This is a genomic window from Streptomyces sp. NPDC088923, assembly GCF_044749745.1.
Taxonomy (GTDB): Bacteria; Actinomycetota; Actinomycetes; order Streptomycetales; family Streptomycetaceae; genus Streptomyces.
The window spans coordinates 2,215,903-2,238,880 of the sequence record NZ_JBIVIO010000001.1 but is presented as its reverse complement, the minus strand read 5'-3'; the positions used below and the strand labels follow the sequence as shown (position 1 = coordinate 2,238,880).

Annotated in this window: 15 protein-coding genes and 1 pseudogene; 7 read left to right on the top strand and 9 right to left on the bottom strand. The window is 74.6% G+C overall.

The genetic code is table 11. The features are described from left to right. Nucleotides 1–59 precede the first annotated feature (59 nt). The 5 genes from ACIP4O_RS10120 to ACIP4O_RS10100 form a co-directional block, all read right to left on the bottom strand. Nucleotides 60–1,694: a DEAD/DEAH box helicase gene (locus ACIP4O_RS10120; protein WP_401573449.1), complete on the bottom strand. Its 1,635-nt coding sequence runs from the start codon at nucleotides 1,692–1,694 to the stop codon at nucleotides 60–62. A gap of 142 nt (nucleotides 1,695–1,836) precedes the next feature. Beyond that, the gene (locus ACIP4O_RS10115; protein ID WP_008748518.1) at nucleotides 1,837–2,043 is read right to left on the bottom strand and encodes a cold-shock protein; all 207 of its coding nucleotides are present in this window, start codon (nucleotides 2,041–2,043) and stop codon (nucleotides 1,837–1,839) included. A 435-nt stretch (nucleotides 2,044–2,478) separates the two neighbouring features. After that, nucleotides 2,479–3,942: a glutamate synthase subunit beta gene (locus ACIP4O_RS10110; RefSeq protein WP_401573447.1), complete on the bottom strand. Its 1,464-nt coding sequence runs from the start codon at nucleotides 3,940–3,942 to the stop codon at nucleotides 2,479–2,481. Then, complete coding sequence (gltB, locus tag ACIP4O_RS10105) at nucleotides 3,935–8,479, bottom strand: glutamate synthase large subunit (RefSeq protein ID WP_401573932.1); 4,545 nt, start codon at nucleotides 8,477–8,479, stop codon at nucleotides 3,935–3,937. Before gltB ends, ACIP4O_RS10110 begins: the two co-directional genes overlap by 8 nt. Nucleotides 8,480–9,034: 555 nt before the next feature. Further along, nucleotides 9,035–9,796 carry a VIT1/CCC1 transporter family protein gene (locus ACIP4O_RS10100; RefSeq protein WP_361325412.1) on the bottom strand — a complete coding sequence of 254 codons (762 nt, stop codon included), beginning with the start codon at nucleotides 9,794–9,796 and terminating at the stop codon, nucleotides 9,035–9,037. Between the two features lie 342 nt (nucleotides 9,797–10,138). On the opposite strand from ACIP4O_RS10100, the gene ACIP4O_RS10095 reads away from it, so the two are divergent. From ACIP4O_RS10095 to ACIP4O_RS10065, 7 genes and pseudogenes are all read left to right on the top strand, one after another. Next, on the top strand, nucleotides 10,139–11,248 hold the full coding sequence (locus ACIP4O_RS10095; protein WP_401573444.1) for an ADP-ribosylglycohydrolase family protein: 1,110 nt from the start codon (nucleotides 10,139–10,141) through the stop codon (nucleotides 11,246–11,248). Continuing rightward, complete coding sequence (locus ACIP4O_RS10090) at nucleotides 11,245–12,639, top strand: ADP-ribosylglycohydrolase family protein (protein ID WP_401573442.1); 1,395 nt, start codon at nucleotides 11,245–11,247, stop codon at nucleotides 12,637–12,639. Before ACIP4O_RS10095 ends, ACIP4O_RS10090 begins: the two co-directional genes overlap by 4 nt. Next, nucleotides 12,636–13,835, top strand: a complete 1,200-nt coding sequence (locus tag ACIP4O_RS10085; RefSeq protein ID WP_401573440.1) for an ADP-ribosylglycohydrolase family protein — start codon at nucleotides 12,636–12,638, stop codon at nucleotides 13,833–13,835. Before ACIP4O_RS10090 ends, ACIP4O_RS10085 begins: the two co-directional genes overlap by 4 nt. 77 nt (nucleotides 13,836–13,912) lie before the next feature. Next, nucleotides 13,913–15,307: pseudogene (locus ACIP4O_RS10080) on the top strand (ADP-ribosylglycohydrolase family protein); the annotation flags it as partial. 120 nt (nucleotides 15,308–15,427) lie between these two features. Continuing rightward, nucleotides 15,428–16,327: a ribokinase gene (gene rbsK, locus ACIP4O_RS10075; RefSeq protein WP_361325403.1), complete on the top strand. Its 900-nt coding sequence runs from the start codon at nucleotides 15,428–15,430 to the stop codon at nucleotides 16,325–16,327. Continuing rightward, complete coding sequence (locus tag ACIP4O_RS10070) at nucleotides 16,324–17,616, top strand: CaiB/BaiF CoA transferase family protein (protein ID WP_401573438.1); 1,293 nt, start codon at nucleotides 16,324–16,326, stop codon at nucleotides 17,614–17,616. Before rbsK ends, ACIP4O_RS10070 begins: the two co-directional genes overlap by 4 nt. Further along, nucleotides 17,613–18,473 carry an HpcH/HpaI aldolase/citrate lyase family protein gene (locus ACIP4O_RS10065; protein WP_401573436.1) on the top strand — a complete coding sequence of 287 codons (861 nt, stop codon included), beginning with the start codon at nucleotides 17,613–17,615 and terminating at the stop codon, nucleotides 18,471–18,473. The genes ACIP4O_RS10070 and ACIP4O_RS10065 overlap by 4 nt, the downstream gene beginning before the upstream one ends. A gap of 105 nt (nucleotides 18,474–18,578) precedes the next feature. On the opposite strand, the gene lgt is transcribed toward ACIP4O_RS10065, so the two are convergent. From lgt to trpB, 4 genes are all read right to left on the bottom strand, one after another. Beyond that, the gene (gene lgt / locus ACIP4O_RS10060; protein WP_401573434.1) at nucleotides 18,579–19,598 is read right to left on the bottom strand and encodes a prolipoprotein diacylglyceryl transferase; all 1,020 of its coding nucleotides are present in this window, start codon (nucleotides 19,596–19,598) and stop codon (nucleotides 18,579–18,581) included. A gap of 155 nt (nucleotides 19,599–19,753) precedes the next feature. Then, nucleotides 19,754–20,536, bottom strand: coding sequence for a DsbA family protein (locus ACIP4O_RS10055; protein WP_401573432.1), 783 nt, complete (start codon nucleotides 20,534–20,536; stop codon nucleotides 19,754–19,756). 270 nt (nucleotides 20,537–20,806) lie between these two features. Further along, nucleotides 20,807–21,634, bottom strand: coding sequence for a tryptophan synthase subunit alpha (gene trpA / locus ACIP4O_RS10050; RefSeq protein WP_361325392.1), 828 nt, complete (start codon nucleotides 21,632–21,634; stop codon nucleotides 20,807–20,809). Then, on the bottom strand, nucleotides 21,631–22,929 hold the full coding sequence (trpB, locus tag ACIP4O_RS10045) for a tryptophan synthase subunit beta (protein WP_361325389.1): 1,299 nt from the start codon (nucleotides 22,927–22,929) through the stop codon (nucleotides 21,631–21,633). Before trpB ends, trpA begins: the two co-directional genes overlap by 4 nt. Between the last annotated feature and the right edge of the window lie 49 nt (nucleotides 22,930–22,978).

Genomic DNA, 22,978 nt, shown 5'->3' with positions numbered 1-22,978 from the left:
GCCGGGACGCCGAAGGGGCGCCCCGGGATGATCCCGGGGCGCCCCCTGCGCGGGCTTGGTCAGCTCGCTTGCGAGCGCGGGCCGCGCCCCCGGCCGCGTCGGCTCGCGCCGCCGCCGGTGCCACCGCCGCCGCGCCGCCTACCGGAGCCGGTGCGGGTGGCGCCGCCGCCGCGCTGGGCGGGCGGGGTGGCGCTGACGGGCGGGGCGAGGGTCACGGGGACGCCGGAGGGTTCGCGGGCGCCGGTGACGCGGGCGAGTTCGGGGTCGCTCGCGGTGACGTTCGCGGTCTGCGGGCGGATGCCGGCCGCCGAGAAGAGGCGCTGTGTGTCGCGCTTCTGCTCGGGCAGGACGAGCGTGACGACGCTGCCCGACTCGCCGGCGCGGGCGGTGCGTCCGCCGCGGTGCAGGTAGTCCTTGTGGTCGACGGGCGGGTCGACGTTGACGACGAGGTCGAGCGCGTCGATGTGGATGCCGCGGGCGGCGACGTTGGTCGCGACGAGCGCGGTGACCTGCCCGTTCTTGAACTGGTCGAGGGTGCGGGTGCGCTGGGGCTGGCTGCGTCCGCCGTGCAGGGCCGCGGCGGGGACGCCGTCGGCGAGGAGGCGCTTGGCAAGCCGGTCAGCGCCGTGCTTGGTGTCGACGAACATGATGAGGCGGCCCTCGCGGGCGGCGATGTGGTGCGTGACGGCGCGCTTGACGGTCGCGTCGGCGACGTAGAGCAGGTGGTGCTCCATCGTCGTGACGGCGCCCGCGGAGGGGTCGACAGAGTGGACGACCGGGTCGTCGAGGAAGTCGCGGACGAGGCGGTCGACGTTGGCGTCGAGCGTCGCCGAGAACAGCATCGTCTGGCCCTCGGGCTCGACCTGGTTGAGCAGCCGGGTGACCTGGGGCAGGAAGCCCATGTCGGCCATCTGGTCGGCCTCGTCGAGGACGGTGGTGCGCACGTCCTGGAGGGTGCAGTCGCCGCGGTCGATGAGGTCCTTGAGTCGCCCGGGGGTCGCGACGAGGAGTTCCGCGCCGCGCCGCAGGGCGTTGGCCTGCTTGGTGAGCGAGAGCCCGCCGACGACGGTCGTCAGGCGCAGGTTCACCGAGGTGGCGTAGGGGGTGAGGGCGTCGGTGACCTGCTGGGCGAGTTCGCGCGTGGGCACGAGGACGAGGCCGAGCGGGGCGTGCGGCTGGGCGCGGCGGCCGGCCGTCCGGGCGAGGAGCGCGAGGCCGAAGGCGAGGGTCTTGCCCGAGCCGGTGCGGCCCCGGCCGAGGATGTCGCGGCCCGCGAGGGAGTTCGGGAGGGTCGCGGCCTGGATCGGGAACGGCGTCGTGACGCCCTGCGCGGCGAGGGTCTTCAGGAGCGCCTCGGGCATGTCGAGGTCCTCGAAGGCCGCGACGGGCGGGAGCGCGGGGGTGCGGGGCTCGGGCGCCGCGAAGTCGCGGGGGGCGCCGCCGGGCTTGGCGCCGCCGCGTGAGCCGCTGCCGCGCGGTGCGCCGGAGGCGGGGCCGCGGCGGCGGGGCTGGGGGGCGCGGGCCGAGTCGCCGCGGGCGGTACGGGGCTCGCCGCGGCCGACGCGGGGGGCGTCGCCGCGTGCGGTGCGGGGGGCCTCGGTGCGGGCGGTGGCGCCGCCGTTTCCGCCTCGGCGGCGGGCGGGGCGGCGGGAGTCGCGGGCGGGGCGGCCTGCGGGGTCCTGGGGGGTGGTCATACGGGTGCCTTCCTCTAGGGGCGGCGGGCGGATGGGTGACGCCCGTGCGCGGAAGGCGTCGGCACGGAAACGGGGCCCGCACCTGCTGGTGCGGACCCCGCTCACGCGGCGTTTTCGGCCCCCGAGGGGGCCGTGCGCGAGATCAGCCCTTGGGCGTGATGTTCTCCGCCTGCAGGCCCTTCTGGCCCTGCGTGACGTCGAACTCGACCTTCTGGCCCTCGATGAGCTCACGGAAGCCCGAGGACGCGATGTTCGAGTAGTGGGCGAAGACGTCGGGGCCGCCGCCGTCCTGCTCGATGAAGCCGAAGCCCTTTTCGCTGTTGAACCACTTCACGGTACCGGTGGCCATATCAATCTCCTGAGAGGTCGAGAGATGAGAGCGGTACGTACCCTGTGCACGCACCGTGTCGCACCATGAGCCCCACCCGGAGAACCGGGACCAAACAAACGATGCGCCCGACGAAGCATTCCGTCAGGCGCACATAAGAAAGTTCTATGGGTACCAAAACTGCAACATCGCCAGCCTAACACGCACAGCCCGTCCCGTGCGTGAGTCAGGCCACTCGGGCGTGTCGCGGCGCAGGTCAGGGGTGGGGCAGGCGGCGGGGCGCGCGGCGGCGGGGGTGCGGCGGAACGGGCCGGGCCGGGGTGGCGGGACGTGCGGGCGGCGGGGTGGCGGGACGTGCGGCGGCGCCCGCCGTCCGGTCGGGGACGAGGCGGGCGCCGCGCTCAGTTCCGTACGCCTTTGTACGGGACAGTGAGGGCCCCTTCGCGGGGCGGGCCGTCAGACCGCGAGGGAGCGGTCCGTGGGGCGGATCGGGGCGGGCAGCGAGCTGGCCCCGGTCAGGTAGCGGTCCACGCCGCGCGCCGCGGAGCGGCCCTCGGCGATGGCCCACACGATGAGGGACTGGCCGCGGCCGGCGTCGCCGGCGACGAAGACGCCGGGGACGTTGGTCTCGAAGTGCTCGTCGCGGGCGATGTTGCCGCGCGCGTCGAGGTCGAGGCCGAACTGCTCGACGAGGCCGTTGGACTGGTCGGTGCCGGTGAAGCCCATGGCGAGGGTGACCAGTTCGGCGGGAATCCTCCGTTCGGTGCCCGGCTTCTGGGTGAGCTTGCCGTCGACGAACTCGACCTCGGCGAGGTGCAGGAACCGCACGTTGCCGTCCTCGTCGCCCTCGAAGTGGGTGGTGCCGGCGGAGTAGATCCGCTCGCCGCCCTCCTCGTGCGCGGAGGTGACCTTGTAGAGCAGGGGGAAGGTCGGCCAGGGCTGCGAGGCCGGGTTCCGCTCGGCGCCGGGCTGCGGCATGATCTCCAGCTGCGTGACCGAGGCCGCGCCCTGGCGGTGGGCGGTGCCGACGCAGTCGGCGCCCGTGTCGCCGCCGCCGATCACGACGACGTGCTTGCCCTCGGCCGAGATCGGCGAGGCGACGTAGTCGCCCTCCTGCACCTTGTTGGACAGGGGCAGGTACTCCATCGCGTAGTGGATGCCCTTGAGCTCGCGCCCGGGGACGGGCAGGTCCCGCGAGACGGTGGCTCCGGCGGCGATGACGACGGCGTCGTGGCGGCGGCGCAGCTTCGCCGCGTCGAGGTCGCGGCCGATCTCCATGCCGGTGCGGAACTTGGTGCCCTCCGCGCGCATCTGCTCGATGCGGCGGTTGATGTGCCGCTTCTCCATCTTGAACTCGGGGATGCCGTAGCGCAGGAGGCCGCCGATGCGGTCGGCGCGCTCGTAGACGGCGACGGTGTGCCCGGCGCGCGTGAGCTGCTGGGCGGCGGCGAGTCCGGCGGGGCCGGAGCCGATGACGGCGACGGTCTTGCCGGAGAGGCGCTCGGGGATGCTCGGCGCGACGTCGCCGGTGTCCCACGCCTTGTCGATGATGGAGACCTCGACGTTCTTGATGGTCACCGGCTGCTGGTTGATGCCGAGGACGCACGCCGACTCGCACGGGGCGGGGCAGAGCCGTCCGGTGAACTCGGGGAAGTTGTTCGTCGCGTGGAGGCGCTCGGCGGCGGCGGACCAGTCCTCGCGGTAGGCGAAGTCGTTCCACTCGGGGATGAGGTTGCCGAGCGGGCAGCCCTGGTGGCAGAAGGGGATGCCGCAGTCCATGCAGCGGCTGGCCTGCGCCGAGACGATCGGCAGCAGGGAGCCGGGGACGTAGACCTCGTTCCAGTCCTGGACGCGCTCGGCGACGGGACGGGTGCGGGCGACCTCGCGCCCGTGGGTGAGAAAGCCCTTGGGGTCAGCCATGGGTCGCCGCCTCCATCATCTTGTCCTGGGTCTCGTTCTCCGAGAGCCCGGCCCGCTCGGCGGCGTCCTTGGCGGCGAGCACGGCCTGGTACGTACGGGGAATGATCTTGCTGAAGCGGTGGACGGCGCTGTCCCAGTCGGCGAGGAGCTTGGCGGCGACGGTGGAGCCGGTCTCCTCCTGGTGGCGGCGGACGGTCTCGCGCAGCCACGCGGTGTCGGTGTCGTCGAGGACGTCGGTGACGGAGGCGAGGGACTCGCCGTTGACGTTGTCCCGGTCGAGGTCGATGACGTACGCGATGCCGCCGGACATCCCGGCCGCGAAGTTGCGCCCGGTCGGGCCGAGGACGAGGGCGCGGCCCCCGGTCATGTACTCGCAGCCGTGGTCGCCGACGCCCTCGGAGACGACGGTGGCGCCCGAGTTGCGGACGCAGAAGCGCTCGCCGGTACGGCCGCGCAGGAAGAGTTCCCCGCCGGTCGCGCCGTAGGCGATCGTGTTGCCCGCGATCGTGGAGTACTCGGCGAGGTGGTCGGCGCCCCGGTCGGGGCGGACGACGACGCGGCCGCCGGAGAGGCCCTTGCCGACGTAGTCGTTGGCGTCGCCCTCCAGGCGCAGCGTGACGCCGTGCGGGAGGAAGGCGCCGAAGGACTGGCCCGCGGACCCGGTGAAGGTGATGTCGATGGTGTCGTCGGGCAGGCCCGCGCCGCCGAAGCGGCGGGTGACCTCGTGGCCGAGCATCGTGCCGACGGTGCGGTTGATGTTGCGGATCGCGAGCTGGCCGCGGACCGGCGGGGCCGCTTCGGGCGAGGCGGCGGCCAGCGCGTCGGCGGCGAGCTTGATCAGCTCGTTGTCGAGCGCCTTGGCGAGGCCGTGGTCCTGCTCGGTGACCTGGCGGCGGGCCGTGCCCTCGGGCAGCTGGGGCACGTGGAAGAGGGGGGCGAGGTCGAGGCCCCGCGCCTTCCAGTGGTTCACCGCGCGGGTCGTGTCGAGGTACTCGGCGTGGCCGATGGCCTCGTCCAGGGTGCGGAAGCCCAGCTCGGCGAGGAGTTCGCGGACCTCTTCGGCGATGAACTCGAAGAAGTTGACGACGAACTCGGGCTTGCCGGCGAAGCGCTCGCGCAGGACGGGGTTCTGCGTGGCGATGCCGACGGGGCAGGTGTCGAGGTGGCAGACGCGCATCATGACGCAGCCGGAGACGACGAGAGGCGCGGTCGCGAAGCCGTACTCCTCGGCGCCGAGGAGGGCCGCGATGACGACGTCGCGGCCGGTCTTGAGCTGTCCGTCGGTCTGCACGACGATGCGGTCGCGCAGCCCGTTGAGGAGCAGCGTCTGCTGGGTCTCGGCGAGGCCCAGCTCCCAGGGGCCGCCCGCGTGCTTGAGCGAGGTGAGCGGCGAGGCTCCCGTGCCGCCGTCGTGGCCGGAGACGAGGACGACGTCCGCGTGGGCCTTGGAGACACCGGCGGCGACGGTGCCGACGCCGACCTCGGAGACCAGCTTGACGTGGACGCGCGCCCGGGGGTTGGCGTTCTTCAGGTCGTGGATGAGCTGGGCGAGGTCCTCGATGGAGTAGATGTCGTGGTGCGGGGGCGGCGAGATGAGGCCGACGCCGGGCGTGGAGTGCCGGGTGGTGGCGACCCAGGGGTAGACCTTGTGGCCGGGGAGCTGGCCGCCCTCGCCGGGCTTGGCGCCCTGGGCCATCTTGATCTGGATGTCGTCGGCGTTGACGAGGTACTCGCTCGTGACGCCGAAACGCCCGGAGGCGACCTGCTTGATCGCGGAGCGGCGCGCGGGGTCGTAGAGCCGGTCGGCGTCCTCGCCGCCCTCACCGGTGTTCGACTTGCCGCCGAGCTGGTTCATCGCGATGGCGAGGTTCTCGTGCGCCTCCTGGGAGATGGAGCCGTACGACATGGCGCCGGTCGAGAAGCGCTTGACGATCTCGGAGACCGGCTCGACCTCGTCGAGCGGGACCGGGGGGCGCCCGGTGTCGAAGTGGAAGAGGCCGCGCAGCGTCATGAGCCGCTCGGACTGCTCGTTCACGCGCTCCGTGTACTTCTGGAAGATGTCGTAGCGGCGGCTGCGCGTGGCGTGCTGGAGGCGGAAGACCGTCTCGGGGTCGAAGAGGTGCGGTTCGCCCTCGCGGCGCCACTGGTACTCGCCGCCGATCTCCAGGGCGCGGTGCGCGGAGGGGATGCCGGTGGGCGGGTAGGCCTTGGCGTGTCGGGCCGCGACCTCCTCGGCGACGACGTCGATGCCGATGCCGCCGATCTTGGAGGCGGTGCCGGAGAAGTAGGTCTCGACGAAGTCGGCGGCGAGGCCGACGGCTTCGAAGACCTGCGCGCCGCGGTAGGAGGCGACGGTCGAGATGCCCATCTTCGACATGACCTTCAGGACGCCCTTGCCGAGCGCCTTGATGAGGTTGCGGATGCCCTGCTCGACCTCGGTGTCGGGGAGGAAGGTCCCGGCGCGCACGAGGTCCTCGACGGACTCCATGGCGAGGTACGGGTTGACGGCGGCGGCCCCGTAGCCGATGAGGAGGGCCACGTGGTGGACCTCGCGGACGTCCCCGGCCTCGACGAGCAGGCCGACCTCGGAGCGCTGCTTGGTCTTGATGAGGTGGTGGTGCACGGCCGCGGTGAGCAGCAGCGAGGGGATCGGGGCGTGCTCGGCGTCCGAGTGCCGGTCGGAGAGCACGATGAGGCGTGCGCCGGCCTCGATGGCGGCGTCCGTCTCGGCGCGGATCTCCTCGATGCGGGCGGCGAGCGCTTCGCCGCCGCCGGAGACGCGGTAGAGGCCGGAGAGCGTGACGGCCTTCATGCCGGGCAGGTCGCCGTCGGCGTTGATGTGGATGAGCTTGGCCAGCTCGTCGTTGTCGATCACCGGGAAGGGCAGGGTCACGCCGCGACAGGAGGCCGCGGTGGGCTCCAGGAGGTTGCCCTGGGGGCCGAGCACGGAGCGCAGCGAGGTGACCAGTTCCTCGCGGATCGCGTCCAGCGGCGGGTTGGTGACCTGCGCGAAGAGCTGCGTGAAGTAGTCGAAGAGGAGCCGGGGCCGGGCGGAGAGCGCGGCGATCGGCGAGTCGGTGCCCATGGAGCCGATCGGCTCGGCGCCGGCCTTGGCCATGGGGGCGATGAGGACGCGCAGTTCTTCCTCGGTGTAGCCGAAGGTCTGCTGGCGGCGGGTGACGGAGGCGTGCGTGTGCACGACGTGCTCGCGCTCGGGCAGGTCGGGCAGCTCGATCTCGCCGGCCTCGACCCACTCCTCGTAGGGGTGCTCCGCGGCGAGCGCCGCCTTGACCTCGTCGTCCTCGATGATGCGGTGCTCGGCGGTGTCCACGAGGAACATGCGGCCGGGCTGGAGGCGGCCCTTGCGGACGACCTTGGCGGGGTCGATGTCGAGGACGCCGACCTCGGAGCCGAGCACGACGAGACCGTCGTCGGTGACCCAGTAGCGGCCGGGGCGCAGGCCGTTGCGGTCGAGTACGGCGCCGATCTGGACGCCGTCGGTGAAGGCGACGGCGGCGGGGCCGTCCCAGGGCTCCATGAGCGCCGAGTGGTACTCGTAGAACGCGCGGCGTGCGGGGTCCATCGAGGCGTGGTTCTCCCAGGCCTCGGGGATCATCATGAGCACGCTGTGCGGGAGCGAGCGGCCGCCGAGGTGGAGGAGTTCGAGGACCTCGTCGAAGGACGCGGAGTCGGAGGCGTCGGGGGTGCAGATCGGGAAGATCCGCTCCAGCGACTCGCCGGGGAAGAGGTCGGAGGCGAGCTGGGACTCGCGGGCGCGCATCCAGTTGCGGTTGCCCTTGACGGTGTTGATCTCGCCGTTGTGCGCGATGAAGCGGTACGGGTGGGCGAGCGGCCAGCTCGGGAAGGTGTTCGTCGAGAAGCGCGAGTGCACTAGGGCGACGGCGCTCGCGAAGCGGCGGTCCGAGAGGTCGGGGAAGAAGGGTTCCAGCTGCCCCGTGGTGAGCATGCCCTTGTACACGATCGTGCGTGCGGAGAGCGAGGGGAAGTAGACGCCGAGTTCGCGTTCGGCGCGCTTGCGGAGCAGGAAGGCGCGGCGGTCGAGCGCGATGCCCGTGGCCTCGCCCGCCGCGTCGGCGACGAAGAGCTGCCGGAAGACGGGCATGGTGGCGCGGGCGGCGGCGCCGAGGAGCTGGGGGGCGACGGGGACCTCGCGCCAGCCGAGGACGGTGAGTCCTTCCTCGCGGGCGAGGATCGCGACGGCGTCGGCGACCTCGTCGGGCTCGTTGTCGGGGAGGAAGGCGATGCCGACGGCGTAGGCGCCGGGGGCGGGCAGCTCGAAGCCGGCCACCTCGCGCAGGAAGGCGTCGGGGATCTGGGAGAGGAGGCCCGCGCCGTCGCCGGAGTCGGGTTCGGAACCGGTCGCGCCGCGGTGCTCCAGGTTCTTGAGCACCGTGAGTCCCTGCTCGACGAGCGTGTGGCTCGCCTCGCCGGTGAGGGTCGCCACGAAGCCGACGCCGCAGGCGTCGTGCTCGTCGCGGGGGTCGTACAGGCCCTGGGCGGCAGGGCGGGCGTCCATGGGGGCCCAGGAGGTCGAGGTGACCGCGGAGCCCTGGGCCGCTGTCCGCGGGGACTGCGGGCGCGGAGTACGCATCGGCTCTCCCGTCGTCGTCGGTGGCATATGACATGTGCCGAGGGACGACGTTGGCCCTCTGCGAAATTTCGAGCAGGTTACATGATGGAAGCAATCCCGGAAACCGGATACCGCGTTCCACCATGCGGACAATCACCCGGCGGAACCCGCGGCTCGGGCGGGGTGGCGACGGTCCGGCTTCGATACGGCTGGAGTGTTGCCGAGACACGTGCCGCGACCGGTCCACGGGCGTGGACCGGCCGCCTGCGGCGGTCTGGTGACCGCACCGACCAGGGTGCTGGTCGAGCGGGGGCGATCGGGGGCCTGAAAAGCCCGGCGGCGAGCCGGGCGGGGGGCCTGCGAGGTGCGGGGGTCGTGCCCGGCAGGCCGTGGAACGGGCGACGCTGCCCGTGGCGCGTACGGCTCATGCCCTGCCGTCGCGTGACTGAAACCGCCAAGTAACGACTAGCTATGCAAAGTTCCGTATAGGCGCTCAGCTCCTCATCCTAGAGCGGCCCCGAAGAGATTGCCCAGGAGGTAGGTCACACCGGCCGCCGCGCCGCCCAGGACGAGCTGGCGCAGCCCCCCGTACCACCAGCTGCGCGCCGTCACGCGGGCCACGACCGCGCCGCAGCCGAAGAGGCCGAGCAGCGCGAGCGCCACGGCGGGCCACAGGGCGCTCGCGCCGAGGAGGTACGGCAGGACGGGGAGCAGGGCGCCGAGCGCGAAGGAGACGAACGAGGACCCCGCGGCCACGAGCGGCGAGGGCAGGTCGCCGGGGTCGACGCCCAGTTCCTCGCGCGCGTGCACCTCCAGGGCCTGCTCCGGGTCGGCCGAGAGCTGGCGGGCCACTTCGGCGGCGAGTCGCGGCTCCACGCCGCGCGCCTCGTAGACGGCGGCCAGCTCCGCCAGTTCCTCCTCCGGGTTGCGCCGCAGCTCGCGCCGTTCGACCTCCAGCTCCGCGAGGACGAGTTCGCGCTGCGAGGCGACCGAGGTGTACTCCCCCGCCGCCATCGAGAACGCCCCCGCCGCGAGCCCGGCGAGGCCGGTCAGCACGACGGTGTGCGGCGCGACGGAGCCACCGGCGACTCCGCTCATGAGCGCGAGGTTCGAGACGAGCCCGTCCATGGCACCGAACACGGCGGGCCGCAGCCAGCCGCCGTTGACGTCGCGGTGGTGGGGGTGCGGCGGCGTGGGGGCGGGGGCCTCGGGGGTGACGGCGGGGTCGGGCCTGGGCGGGGTGGTCGTATCGAGCGGCGTCATGCCCGGGGGTCCTTCGCGGGTCGAACGAGTGGAGCGGGACGCTCGAAAGTACGCGCGAAAAACGGCGGCTGCCAGCAAGGAAGGCCGTACTTACCGGCCCGCGCGGCACCTCGCGCGCCACCCGGCACGGCCGGGCCCCGGCGCACGGCGGGCGCACACCTCCCGGCCGTGCGCCCGCCTCCTGTCGCCCCCCGCTCCCGCGACCGCCGAAAGAGTGATTCTCTCCCGCGGGCATCCCCCCGTCCCCTCGAACGTCGTCCGAACAGCGCGAAGGATGACGCAGGATCAGCGGACGGAGGGCGGAACGAGGGTCCCGCCGCAGGTCGCCCGAGGAGGCACACGATGGCCACCACGGTGAGCACGGCACCGCCCGCGCTGGAGACACGGGCACGCGGCGCGCTCCTCGGGCTCGCGGTCGGGGACGCGCTCGGCGCGCCCGCCGAGAACCTCAAGCCGAGCGAGATCAGACGGCGGTGGGGGCGGATCACCGGGTACGTGGCGGAGCGGCCCGCGGGGACGGACGACACCGAGTACGCCTTGTTCTCGGGCCTGCTGCTCGTACGGCACGGGGCCGGGCTCACCGTCGCGCACGCGGAGGCGGCGTGGCGGGAGTGGCTCACCGACATCGACGAGGGCGCCTTCCGCGGGGCCGGGTTCAGCGAGCGCGGCACGGTGGAGAACCTGCGGCGCGGGCTCGGCGCCCCGGCGAGCGCGCAGCACCGGCACCCGTGGAGCGACGGCCTCGCGATGCGGGCGGCGCCGTTCGGGGTGTACGCGGCGGGCGACCCGGCCGAGGCGGCGCGGCTCGTCGCCGTGGACGGCGCGGTCAGCCACGAGGGCGAGGGCGTGTACGGCGGGCAGGCCGTCGCCGCGGCGGTCGCCGTGGCGATGACGGGGGCGGCTCCCGGCGAGGTGACGGAGGCGGCGCTCGCCTGCGTACCGACCGATTCCTGGACGTACCGCTCCGCGCGCCGCGCCCTCGTGGCGGCGCGCGAGGGGGAACGGGCGCTGCGCGCCGCCGTCGTCGTGCGCGCCTACCCGTGGACGGACCTCGCGCCGGAGGCCGTGGGCCTCGCGCTCGGCGCGTACGCGCTCGCGGGCGGCGCGTTCCGTACGGCGGTGCTCGCCGCGGTGAACATGGGCCGCGACGCCGACACGACCGCCGCGATCGCCGGCGCGCTCGCGGGCGCGGCGGGCGGGGTCGAGGCGATCCCCCCGGAGTGGGCGCGCCGCATCGGCCCCGCGCGCGGCTCCTGCCTCCCGGCGATGGCCGGCCGACACGTACTCGACCTGGCCGACCAGCTCGTCACGGCCCGCCACGCGGCCGGCCGGTCCGGCGCGGCCCCACCGGACCGACCCGTGCCGGACCGCGCCGTGCCGGACCCCGCCGCCGCACCGCCGGCCGGAGGACCTGTCGCCCCGTTCCCTCCCTCCTCCGGAGCCACCCCATGAGCGCCCCCGCGCAATCAGCGACCGTCGCCGTCACGCCCGCCCGCGCGCACGCCGCCGACGACCCCCGCTCCCCCGCCGCCCGCGTGCTGCTCGGGATCGCCGCCGGGGACGCGGCGGGATGGCCCGCGGCTCGGCACCGGGCGCACGGGATGCCCGCGTGGACGCGGCGGCTCGCGCGCGAACTCGACCTCTTCGCCGAGCAGGGCGGCGTGACCACGCTCCCGGTGCCCGTCGCGCTCAACCAGGCGCCGGGGCCGCTGCGACTCGGACCCTCGGACGACGCCGAGTGGGCGGCGCTGACGGCGTACGCGCTGCTCGACGCCGTACCTTCCGACACGAGCGGAGTACGCGAGGCGCCCGACGCGAGCGGGGTGCGCGCGGCGCTCGACCGGCACTGGACGGCGCTCGCGGCCCAGCTCACCGCGCCGCGCGCCGAGCCCGCGGCGCACGCGTCCGAGGAGCCGCCGCCCGCCTTCCGCGCGCGGATCTCGGTGCGGACCTCGCTCGCGAACCTCGCCGCCGGGCTCGCTCCCCCGGCCTGCGGGCACGACAACCCGCACTACTTCGACGACGCGGCGTGCGTCCGCGCCGCCGTCCTCGCGACGCTGTGCCCCGGCGAGCCCCGCGCGGCCGCCGCGCTCGCCGAGTACGACGCGCGCTACACGCAGGACGGGGACGGGGTGCTCGGCGCGCGGGCCGTCGCCGCGGCGGTCGCCGCGGCGCTCGGCGGCGCGGACGCGGAGGCGGCGGTCGGCGCGGCGCTCGCCGAACTGCCCGCGACCACGGCGATCGGCCGAGCCGCGCACGAGGCGGTCGCGCACGCGCGCCGGGCCATGGGCGAGGACGACGGCGCGGGCGGGCACGGGCGCGACGACCGCGCGGGCGGGCACGGGCGCGCGGGCGGCGACGCGGGCACCGCCGCCTTCGCGCTCGTCCCCGTCCTGGAGCACGAGATCGTCGACCACGTCTACAGCTACGGAGTCGCCGCCGCCGAGACCGTGCCCGTCGCGCTCGCGCTGACGCTCGCCGCGCGCGGTCGCGTCGAGGCCGCGCTGCCCGCCGCCGCCTGCCTCGCCCGCGTCGCCGACTCGGCGCCCGCGCTGACCGGGGCGCTCACCGGGGCGCTCGGTGCGGTGGTGCCCGCTCCGTGGCGCGCGGCCTGCCGGTGGCTCAGCGGCTGCGCCGTGCCCCGGCTCGCGGGCACCGATCTCCTCGCGCTCGCCGCACGGCTCGACGCCCTCGTCCCCGCGCGCGAAACCCAGCGGGAACCCGCGCGGGGCACCCACCCGGAACCCGCGCGGGAACCCCGCCGAGGCGCCACGCAGACCCCACTCCGCGAGAAGACCACCGCACCCGCCGCGGGCGCGGGAAAGGACGGCAGTACCTCATGACCGCAGTCTCACCGCTTCCCCCTGCCCGAGACGTCCCCGCGGCGGGCCCCTCCCTCGCCGACCGTGTGCGCGGCGCGCTGCTCGGCGCCGCCGTGGGCGACGCGCTCGGCGGGCCCGTCGAGGGGTACAGCCCGGAGCAGATCGTGGCGCGGCACGGCGGCAGGGTGACCGGGATCGTCGGCCCGTGGGCGGGGGAACAGTGGCGTACGGCGCGCCCCTTGGCCCCGTACCACAAGGGCGACGGGCACGTCACCGACGACACCCTCATGACGCACGCGCTGATCCGCGTCTACGGCACCGTCCGCGACCACCTGGACGCGCACGCGATCGCCGCGCACCTCGTGCCCGAACTCACCGAGAAACCCCGGTGGATTCCCGAGCTGGAGGCCGAGGCGCTGCCGCTGCAACGGGTCTTCCTCGCCGAGAAGTGGCTCGTGACACGGCTGCACTACGCGCACGCCGACCCGCGCGAGGCGGGCGTCGGGAACGTCGTGAACTGCGGCGCCGCGATGTACATGGCGCCGGTCGGGCTCGTCAACGCGGGTGACCCGGAGGGCGCCTACGCGGAGGCCGCCGAGATCGCGGGCGCGCACCAGTCCTCCTACGGACGCGAGGCGGCCGCGGTCTTCGCCGCCGCCGTCGCCGCCGCGTGCCGGCCCGGGGCGGGCCCCGGGGACGTCGTGGAGGCGTGTCTGCGGCTCGCGAAGGACGGGACGCGCGCGGCGATCGAGGCGGTGTGCGCGGTCGCCGTACGGCACGAGGAGCCGGAGGCGGCCCAGGCCGAGTTGCGCGCCGCGGTCGCGCCGTACGACACGGTCGGCGAGGAGTACCGGGCGCCCTCGCTCGGCGCGCGGCGGCCCTCGCGGCTGCACTCGATCGAGGAACTGCCGATCGCGCTCGGCATGTTGCTCGTGTGCGCGGGCCGGGGCGGGGACACGATCCTCGGCGCGGTGAACTACGGCAGGGACTGCGACTCGATCGCGACGATGGGCGGGGCACTCGCGGGGGCGCTCGGCGGTGCGGCGGCGATCCCCGCCGAGTGGGCGGCGGAGGTGAGCCGCGCGAGCCGCCTCGACCTGGACGGCCCGGCAGCCGAACTCACGGCGGTGGCACGGGAGATCCACCGCAAGGACGTGGCACGGCGCCGCGCGCACGAGGCGGCGTTCGCCGCGCTGGACGCGGGGGACGGCGCGTGAGGGGCACGGGCGCGGGCGACGCGGAGAGGCGCGGCGCGCGGACGGGCGCGGGCGACGCGGAGAGGCGCGGCGCGCGGCTGCGCCTGACCTGGGTGCAGCCCGAGGACCTGATCGGGCACGAGTTGCGGCAGGCGGGCGAGGAGGGGCGGGAGGTCGCGGGGATCGCGGCGCGCTGGTATGCGGCGGGCGGCCTCGCCGCACCCGTGCGGGCCGGGGCCTCGACCGTCTCCGTACCGCGTGAACTGCGCGCGCTCGCCGAGGAGTTGATGGACCGGATCGCGGACGTGCCCGAAGCGGCGGACCGCGCCGAGCCGACGGGGCTCGCCGAGATCGTCGCGGCGTGTCCCGAGTGGCCCAAGGCGCGTGCGTACGAGGGCGATCCGGCGACGCTCAAGGCGCGGCTCGAAGCCGCCTGGCGCGGGCGCGCGGCCGGGTGCGTGCTCGGCAAGCCGGTCGAGAAGCTCCCGCTCGACGGGATCAGGGCGCTCGCGCGGGCGGCGGGGAACTGGCCGCTGCGCACGTGGTTCACGGCGCGCGGCGTCCCGGCCGAACTGCTCGCCGCCTACCCCTGGAACCGGCGCAGCGCGGGCAGTTGCCTCGCCGAGAACATCGCGGGGACGCCCGAGGACGACGACCTCGACCACCCCGTGCTGACCGTCGAGCTGCTGCTGCGGCACGGGCGGGACTTCACGACGGCCGACCTCGCGGCGCTGTGGCTGGAGCAATTGCCCGCCGGGAAGGTCTTCACGGCCGAGCGGGTCGCGTACGCGAACCTCCTGCGCGGCCTGGAGCCGCCGGAGACCGCCCGGCACCGCAACCCCTTCCGCGAGTGGATCGGCGCGCTGATCCGGGCCGACGTGCACGGCTGGACGCACCCGGGCGACCCGGCGGGCGCCGCGGCGCAGGCGTGGCGGGACGCGGTGCTGAGCCACACGACCAACGGCGTGTACGGGGCGATGTTCGCGGCGGCCGTGCTCGCGGAGGCGACCGCGCACGGCGGGGACGCGCACCACTGCCTCGCGACGGGCCTGCGCGTCGTGCCCGCGCGCTCGCGCCTCGCGCGCGCGGTCCGCGAGGCGGTCGCCCTCGCCCGTACCCACGAGGACTTCGCCACCGTCGTGGACGCGCTCCACGCCGCCCACCGGGGCACGCACTGGGTGCACGTCGTGCCGAACGTGGCGCTGCTCGCCGCCGCGCTCACCCACGCGGCGCTCGCGGTGGAGGCGGGCGCGGAGGAGGACTTCTTCACCGCCGCCGTGACCCGTACCGTCTCCGGCGGCTGGGACACGGATTCGAACGGAGCGACGGCCGGGTCCGTCGCAGGAGTGCTCCACGGGGTCCCCGGGGTGTGGACCGCTCCCCTGGGGAACCGATTGAGGACAGCGGTCAAGGGGAGCTGGAACGATCCCGGCGAGACCGGCGCGGAGTACGACAGGCTCGCCCGGCTCACGACGGAACTCGCCCTCGCCCCCCGGGGCCGCGCACGACCAGACCGCACCTCGCCCCGCCGCCCGCGAGCGCGTCCTCGTACGGGACGTGCCCGCCACGGACGGCGAGGCGCCGCCCCCGACCGCCACCAGGAGCCCCACGCCATGAGCCACATCGTGGTCCTCGGCAGCACGAACATGGATCTCGTCGCCCGCGTCGCCCGCGCCCCCGAGCGCGGGGAGACCGTCACCGGGCACGGTTTCCGCACCCACCCCGGCGGCAAGGGCGCCAACCAGGCCGTCGCCGCCGCGCGCGCGGGCGGGACCGTCGCGATGATCGGCGCCGTCGGCGAGGACGCCTTCGGCACCCGGCTGCGGCAGGAACTCGCCGACGCCGGGGTGGACACCGAACTGCTCCGCCTCGTCCCCGGCCCGAGCGGCACCGCCCACATCGTCGTGGACGACGACGGGGGCAACGCCATCGTCGTCGTCCCGGGCGCCAACGCGAGCCTCACCGGACTCGTCCCCGGCGACGAGCACCTCATCGCCGGGGCCGACACGCTGCTCCTGCAACTGGAGATCCCGCTCGGCACGGTCCTGGCGGGCGCCGAGGCCGCGCGCCGCCACGGCGTGCGCACGGTCCTCACCCCCGCGCCCGCGCAGACGCTGCCCCCCGGGCTCCTCGCCGCGACCGACCTCCTCGTCCCCAACGAGCACGAGGCCGCGGCGCTGACCGGCAGCCGCGACCCGGCCGAGGCCGCGCGGGTCCTGCTCGACCGCGTGCCCGAGGTCGTCGTGACGCTCGGCGCGCGCGGCTGCCTCTACGCGGCGAGAGGCGCGGCCCAGCTCCTCGTCCCCGCGCCCGAGGTGGACCCGGTGGACACGACGGCGGCGGGGGACACCTTCGTCGGCGCCCTCGCCGTCGCGCTCGGCGAGGGCCGCGCGATGCCGGACGCGCTCGCGTGGGCGGGCACGGCGGCGGCGCTCTCGGTGCAGCGCGCGGGCGCGGCGCCCTCGATGCCGCACCGGTCCGAGATCGACGCGAGCGCGGGGGTGGTGGCGTGAGGGGCGCGGGCAACCACGAGCCGCTCGCGACGCGCGAGCCCCCGCCGGGCGTCGGCGCGGCCGAACTCCCGGAGCGGCCCGAGCCCCCGGAGCAGCCCGAGGAGCCGGGTCCCCTGCACGGCACTCGCGTGCTCGATCTCGCGACGCTCTTCGCCGGGCCGCTCGCCGCGACGATGCTCGCGGACTTCGGCGCCGACGTCGTCAAGATCGAGCACCCCACGCGGCCCGATCCCTCGCGCGGGCACGGGCCCGGCAAGGACGGCGTGGGGCTGTGGTGGAAGCTGCTCGGGCGCGGGAAGCGGAACGCGACGGCGGACCTGTCGCGGCCCGAGGGGCGCGAGGTGCTGCTGCGGCTCGTCGCGGACGCGGACGTCGTGATCGAGAACTTCCGCCCGGGGACGCTGGAGCGCTGGGGGCTGGGCTGGGCGGAGCTGAGTGAGGTCAATCCCCGGCTCGTCCTCGCGCGCGTCACGGGCTTCGGGCAGTTCGGCCCGTACGCGCGTCGCCCCGGCTTCGGGACGCTCGCGGAGGCGATGAGCGGCTTCGCGGCGATCACCGGGGAGCCGGACGGGCCCCCGGTGCTGCCGCCGTTCGGGCTCGCCGACTCGATCGCGGCGCTCGCGACGGCGTACGCGGTCATGACGGCGCTCGCGGGGCGGGAACGCACGGGGCGCGGCCAGGTCGTGGACCTCGCGATCATCGAGCCGATCCTCACGGTGCTCGGCCCGCAGCCCCTCTGGTACGACCAGCTCGGCTACGTCCAGCCGCGCACCGGCAACCGCTCCGCGAACAACGCCCCGCGCAACACGTACCGCACGGCGGACGACCGCTGGGTCGCGGTCTCGACCTCGGCGCAGTCGGTCGCCGAGCGGGTCATGCGGCTCGTGGGGCGCCCTGAGCTGATCGAGGAGGCGTGGTTCGGGAGCGGCGCGGGGCGCGCGGCGCACGCGGACGTGCTCGACGAGGCGGTCGGCTCGTGGATCGCGGCCCGCGAGCGCGAGGAGGTCGTGGCCGCCTTCGAGGAGGCACAGGCGGCGATCGCGCCCGTGCAGGACGTCACCGACGTCATGGCCGATCCGCAGTACGCGGCGCTCGGCTCGCTGCCGGTGTTCGACGATCCCGAGCTGGGGCGCCTGCGGATGCAGAACGTGCTCTTCCGGCTCTCGGAGACGCCGGGGCACATCCGCTGGACGGGCAGACCGCACGGCGCGGACACGGACGCGGTGCTCGGTGAGGCCGGTTTCGGCGCCGGGGACATCGCGCGGCTGCGGGCGGCGGGTGCCGTATGACGAGCGAGGCGAGGGAGGACACGCTGTCCAGCACTCCGCTGACCTGGCTGTACGTGCCGGGCGACCGTCCCGCGCGGGTGGAGAAGGCGCTCTCGGCGGGGGCCGACGTGGTGCTCGTGGATCTGGAGGACGCGGTCGCGCCCGACGGCAAGGAGTACGCGCGGGCCGCCGTCGCCGAACTCCTTTCCTCCCCGGTCCCCGTCCCGGTGCACGTGCGCGTCAACCACCTGGACGGCCCGTGGGGCGCGCACGACGTGGCGGCGCTCGCCGGGCTGCCGCACCTGTCGGGCCTGCGGCTGCCGAAGTCGCGGGGGCCGGAGGACGTACGGCGCGCGGCGGTCGCCTGCGGCGGGGCGCCGGTGCCCGAGCTGTACCCGATCCTGGAGTGCCCGCTCGGCGTCGAGCGCGCCTTCGAGGTCGCGACGGCGCACCCGGCGGTACGGGGCCTGGCGCTCGGCGAGGCGGATCTGCGGGCGGTGCTGGGGGTGCGCGGGGACGCGGGGCTGGACCACGCGCGCGGGCGCGTCGTGCTCGCGGCGGGCGCGGCGGGGCTCGCGCCGCCCGCGCAGTCGGTGTACCCGGACGTGCGGGACGAGGAGGGCCTCGCGGCCTCGTGCCGGCACGGCAGGGACCTCGGCTTCTTCGGGCGCGCGGCGATCCACCCCCGTCAGCTCGCGGTCATCGAGCGCGCGTGGCGTCCGGGCGGTGCGGAGGTCGCGGCGGCGGAGGAGGTGCTGAGCGCGGCGGCGCGGGACGGCGGCGCGCTCGTGCTCCCGGACGGCCGCTTCGTGGACGCGGCGCTCGTCGCGGTCGCCCGCCGCACGAAGTCGCTCGCGGAGCGGCTCGGGGTGGGGTAGAGGACGGCGGGCAGGGGCCGGGGCAGGCGGTACGGGTACGGGGCGGGACGGAGGTGATCCGTCCCGCCCCGCGGGGTGCCGTGGACCTGGGTGCGGCCCGGCGGCTCAGCTCTTCTTGAGGGAGGGTGCGGGACCGGCGGACTCGGCGTCCTCGCGGGCGGCGTCGCCCGGCTCGTCCGCCTTGTCCCCGGCCTTGTCGCTCGCCTCGGCCCCGGTGTCGCCGGTGTCCTCGGCGCCCTTCGCGGCCTTCCCGTCCTTCGTGTCCTTCGTGTCCCCGGCGTCCAGCGGCTCCGGGGTCTCCGTGTCGTCGCCGCCCTTGTCGACGATGACCTCGCGGCCCGGGCGCAGGCGGGCGGAGAGCACGAAGTAGGTGACGGCGGCGATGAAGACGATGATCGCCGTCCAGACGTTGAGCCGGACCCCGAAGATGTGGTGCGCGGTGTCCACGCGCATGTACTCGATCCAGCCGCGGCCCGCGCAGTACGCGGCGACGTAGAGCGCGAAGGCGCGTCCGTGGCCGAGGCGGAAGCGACGGTCGGCCCAGATCACGAGGAGGCCGACGCCGACGCACCACAGGAACTCGTAGAGGAAGGTCGGGTGGTACGTGCCGGGGATGCGGCCGCCGCTGTCGTTGGTGATCTTCACCGCCCAGGGCAGGTCGGTCGGCTTGCCGTACAGCTCCTGGTTGAACCAGTTGCCCCAGCGGCCGATCGCCTGGGCGAAGGCGATGCCGGGGGCGACCGTGTCGGCCCAGGCCGGGAGCGGGATGCCGCGCCTGCGGCAGCCGATCCAGGCGCCGAGGGCGCCGAAGGCGATCGCGCCCCAGATGCCGAGGCCGCCCTCCCAGATCTTGAAGGCGTTGACCCAGTCCTTGCCCTCGGTGAAGTACAGCTCGTAGTCGGTGATGACGTGGTACAGCCGTCCGCCGACGAGCCCGAAGGGCACCGCCCAGACGGCGATGTCCGCCACCGTGCCCGCCCGGCCACCGCGCGCGATCCAGCGCCGGTTGCCGATGAGCACGGCGACGAAGACGCCGATGATGATGCAGAACGCGTATCCGCGCAGCGGGATGGAGCCGAGGTACAGCACTCCGCGCGACGGGCTGGGAATGTAGGCAAGGTCCATGACGACGTCCACGCTATCGCGGGGCGGGAGGGGGACGGGCCGCAGTGTTGGCAACGTCTCCGTAACAGCGCCCTTCGGCGGGCCGGCCCTCCGCCGCCTCCGGCAGTCTCCTCAAGCGCGGGACGGGCTTGATTCGTGGGCCTCGGGCGAGGGGCTCAGCCCTTGGCCGCCTTCTCCTCCACGAGTTCCTTCAGGCGGTCGGGGGTGAAGGCCGGCTTCGGGTTCTTGAAGACGTCTTTGCCGTCGAGGATCACCGTGGGGGTGCCGCGGAAGTCGCCCTGCTGGAACTTCTCGTTGGACTTGGCGACCCAGGCGCTGTGCTTCTTCTCGGTGACGCAGGCGCGGAAGACGGGGGTGTCGAGGCCCTTGACCTTCTTGGCGAGGCCGATGAGCTCGTCCGGCTCGGCGTAGGGGTCGGTCGTCTCGGCGGGCTGGTGGGCGTAGAGGACGTCGTGGTAGGCGGGGAACTTGTTCTCGTCCTGCGCGCAGAGCGCCGCGTTGGCCGCGGTCGCCGAACCGCTGCCGCCCATGTTGCTGTCGATGAGGGTGGCGAGGTGGTACTCGACGCGGAGCTTCCCCGAGGCGGTCAGCTCGTGGATCGTGGACCGGAAGCCGTTCTCGAACTGGGCGCAGGCCGGGCAGCGGAAGTCCTCCCAGATGGTGAGGACGGAGGGGGCCGACTTCTCGCCGAGCGGGATGGCGAGCCCGTCCTCGCCCGTCGCGCCCTTGGGAGCGACGACGGGCCCCGCGGCGTCCGTGCCGCTCTTCTTGCCGAGCGTGACGGCGGCACCGACGCCCCCCACCACGGCGAGCACCCCGAGCACGACGGCGCCCATGACGAGGCTCTTGCGCCGCTTCTCGCGGGCCTCCTCACGACGGCGGTCGGCCGCGATGCGGTCCCGCGCGGACAGCTTTCCCTGACGATTCTTCTCGCTCACACCCCCGTCAACGAACCGGCGGGGCACGCGTGCCTGCCGAACGGCTTCTTCACGCGGACGAGTGAAACGGGACGCGCGGGGTTGCCGGGAACCGGTCGGACGATCGGCTCATCGGCCGCCCCCTCGTGCGGGCACGTCGTGGAAAGCGGCGCCGTACGTCGGCCCGGAAAGCCCGCGGGCCGGGCACGGCCGGGGGAACCCCCGCCGCGCCCGGCCCGCTGCCGTGCGTCACGCCCGCCGGACCGGCCTCGCCGGACCGGCCCCACCGGTTCAGCCCCGCTGCCGGACGCCCTTCGCCAGCTCGCCCGCCAGTTCCCGTACCGCCGCCAGTCCCGACTCCTCGTCGGGCGCGTCCAGGAGGCGCTTGACGAAGGCGGAGCCGACGATGACGCCGTCCGCGAAGGCGGCGACCTCGGCGGCGTGGGCCGGGGTCGAGACGCCGATGCCGACGCAGATCGGCAGGTCGGTCGTGGCGCGGGTGCGGGCCACGAGGTCCTTGGCCTGTTCGCCCACCGAGTCGCGGGTGCCCGTGACGCCCATGAGCGAGGCCGCGTAGACGAAGCCGCTGCCCGCCGCCGTGATCTCGCCGAGCCGCTTGTCGGTGCTGCTCGGCGCGACGACGAAGACCGTCGCGAGGCCCTGCTTCTCGGCGTGCGCGCGCCACTCGCCGGCCTCCTGCACGGGCAGGTCGGGCAGGATGCAGCCCGCTCCCCCGGCCTCGGCGAGTTCGCGCGTGAAGCGCTCGATGCCGTAGCGGTCGATCGGGTTCCAGTACGTCATGACGAGGACGGGCTTGCCCGTCGCCTCGAAGGCCTGGCGGACCGTGTCCATGACGTGCCGGATCTTGAGGCCGCCGCGCAGCGCGATGTCGTCGGCGGTCTGGATCACGGGGCCGTCCATGACCGGGTCGGAGTGCGGCAGCCCGACCTCGACGACGTCGGCGCCGCCTTCGAGCGCGGCCCGCACGGCCTTCGCACCGCCCTCGATGCTCGGGAAGCCCGCCGGGAGGTACGCGACGAGCGCGGCGCGGTTCTCGGCGCGGGCCCCCGCGAGGGTCTCGCTCAAAAGCGCGGACTGTCCAACGTGGTGCTCACTCACTGGGGCTCCCCCTCCGCGTCGGCGCGGACGATGCCGTCCACGACGACCGATTCCTCGTCGTAGAGGCCGAAGTACTTGGCGGCGGTGTCCATGTCCTTGTCGCCGCGTCCGGACAGGTTGACGAGGACGAGCCCGTCGGGGCCGAGTTCGCGGCCGATGTCGAGGGCGCCCGCGAGGGCGTGCGCCGACTCGATGGCCGGGATGATGCCCTCGGTGCGCGACAAAAGCCGCAGCGCCTCCATCGCCTCCCGGTCGGTGACCGGGCGGTACTCGGCGCGCCCGCTCTCGCGCAGGTGCGCGTGCTCGGGGCCGATGCCGGGGTAGTCGAGCCCGGCGGAGATCGAGTAGGGCTCGGTGATCTGGCCCTCCTCGTCCTGGAGGACGTAGCTGCGGGAGCCGTGCAGTATCCCCGGCTCGCCCGCCGTGAGGGTCGCCGCGTGCTCGCCGGAGGCGACGCCGTGGCCCGCGGCCTCGCAGCCGACGAGCCGGACGCCCTCGTCGGGCAGGAAGGCGTGGAAGAGACCCATCGCGTTGGAGCCGCCGCCGACGCAGGCGACCGCGGCGTCGGGGAGCCTGCCGGTGCGCTCCAGGAGCTGGCGGCGGGCCTCGACGCCGATGACGCGGTGGAAGTCGCGGACCATCGCGGGGAAGGGGTGCGGGCCCGCGACGGTGCCGAAGAGGTAGTGCGTGTGCTCGACGTTGGCGACCCAGTCGCGGAACGCCTCGTTGATGGCGTCCTTCAGGGTGCGGCTGCCGGACTTCACGGCGACGACCTCGGCGCCGAGCATGCGCATGCGGGCCACGTTGAGGGCCTGGCGCTCGGTGTCGATCTCGCCCATGTAGATCGTGCAGTCGAGGCCGAAGAGGGCGCAGGCGGTCGCGGTGGCGACCCCGTGCTGACCCGCGCCGGTCTCGGCGATGACGCGGGTCTTGCCCATGCGGCGGGTGAGCAGCGCCTGCCCGAGCACGTTGTTGATCTTGTGCGAGCCGGTGTGGTTGAGGTCCTCGCGCTTGAGGAACACCCGGGCGCCGCCCGCGTGTCCGGCGAAGCGGGGCACCTCGGTGAGGGCGCTGGGGCGCCCGGTGTAGTTGAGGAGGAGGTCGTTCAGCTCGGCGGCGAAGGCGGGATCGCTCTTGGCCTTGTCGTAGGCGACGGCGACCTCGTCGACGGCCGCGACGAGCGCCTCGGGGATGAAGGCGCCGCCGAAGCGGCCGAAGTAGCCCTCGGTGTTCGGGCTCAGGCCCTCGGGATCGGGCACGAAGAAGTCGTGCCCCTGGGATGTCTCGTGTGACATGGATGGACGCTCCGGTACCGGGGCGCGTGTGGGCGGCCCGGGAGAGGTG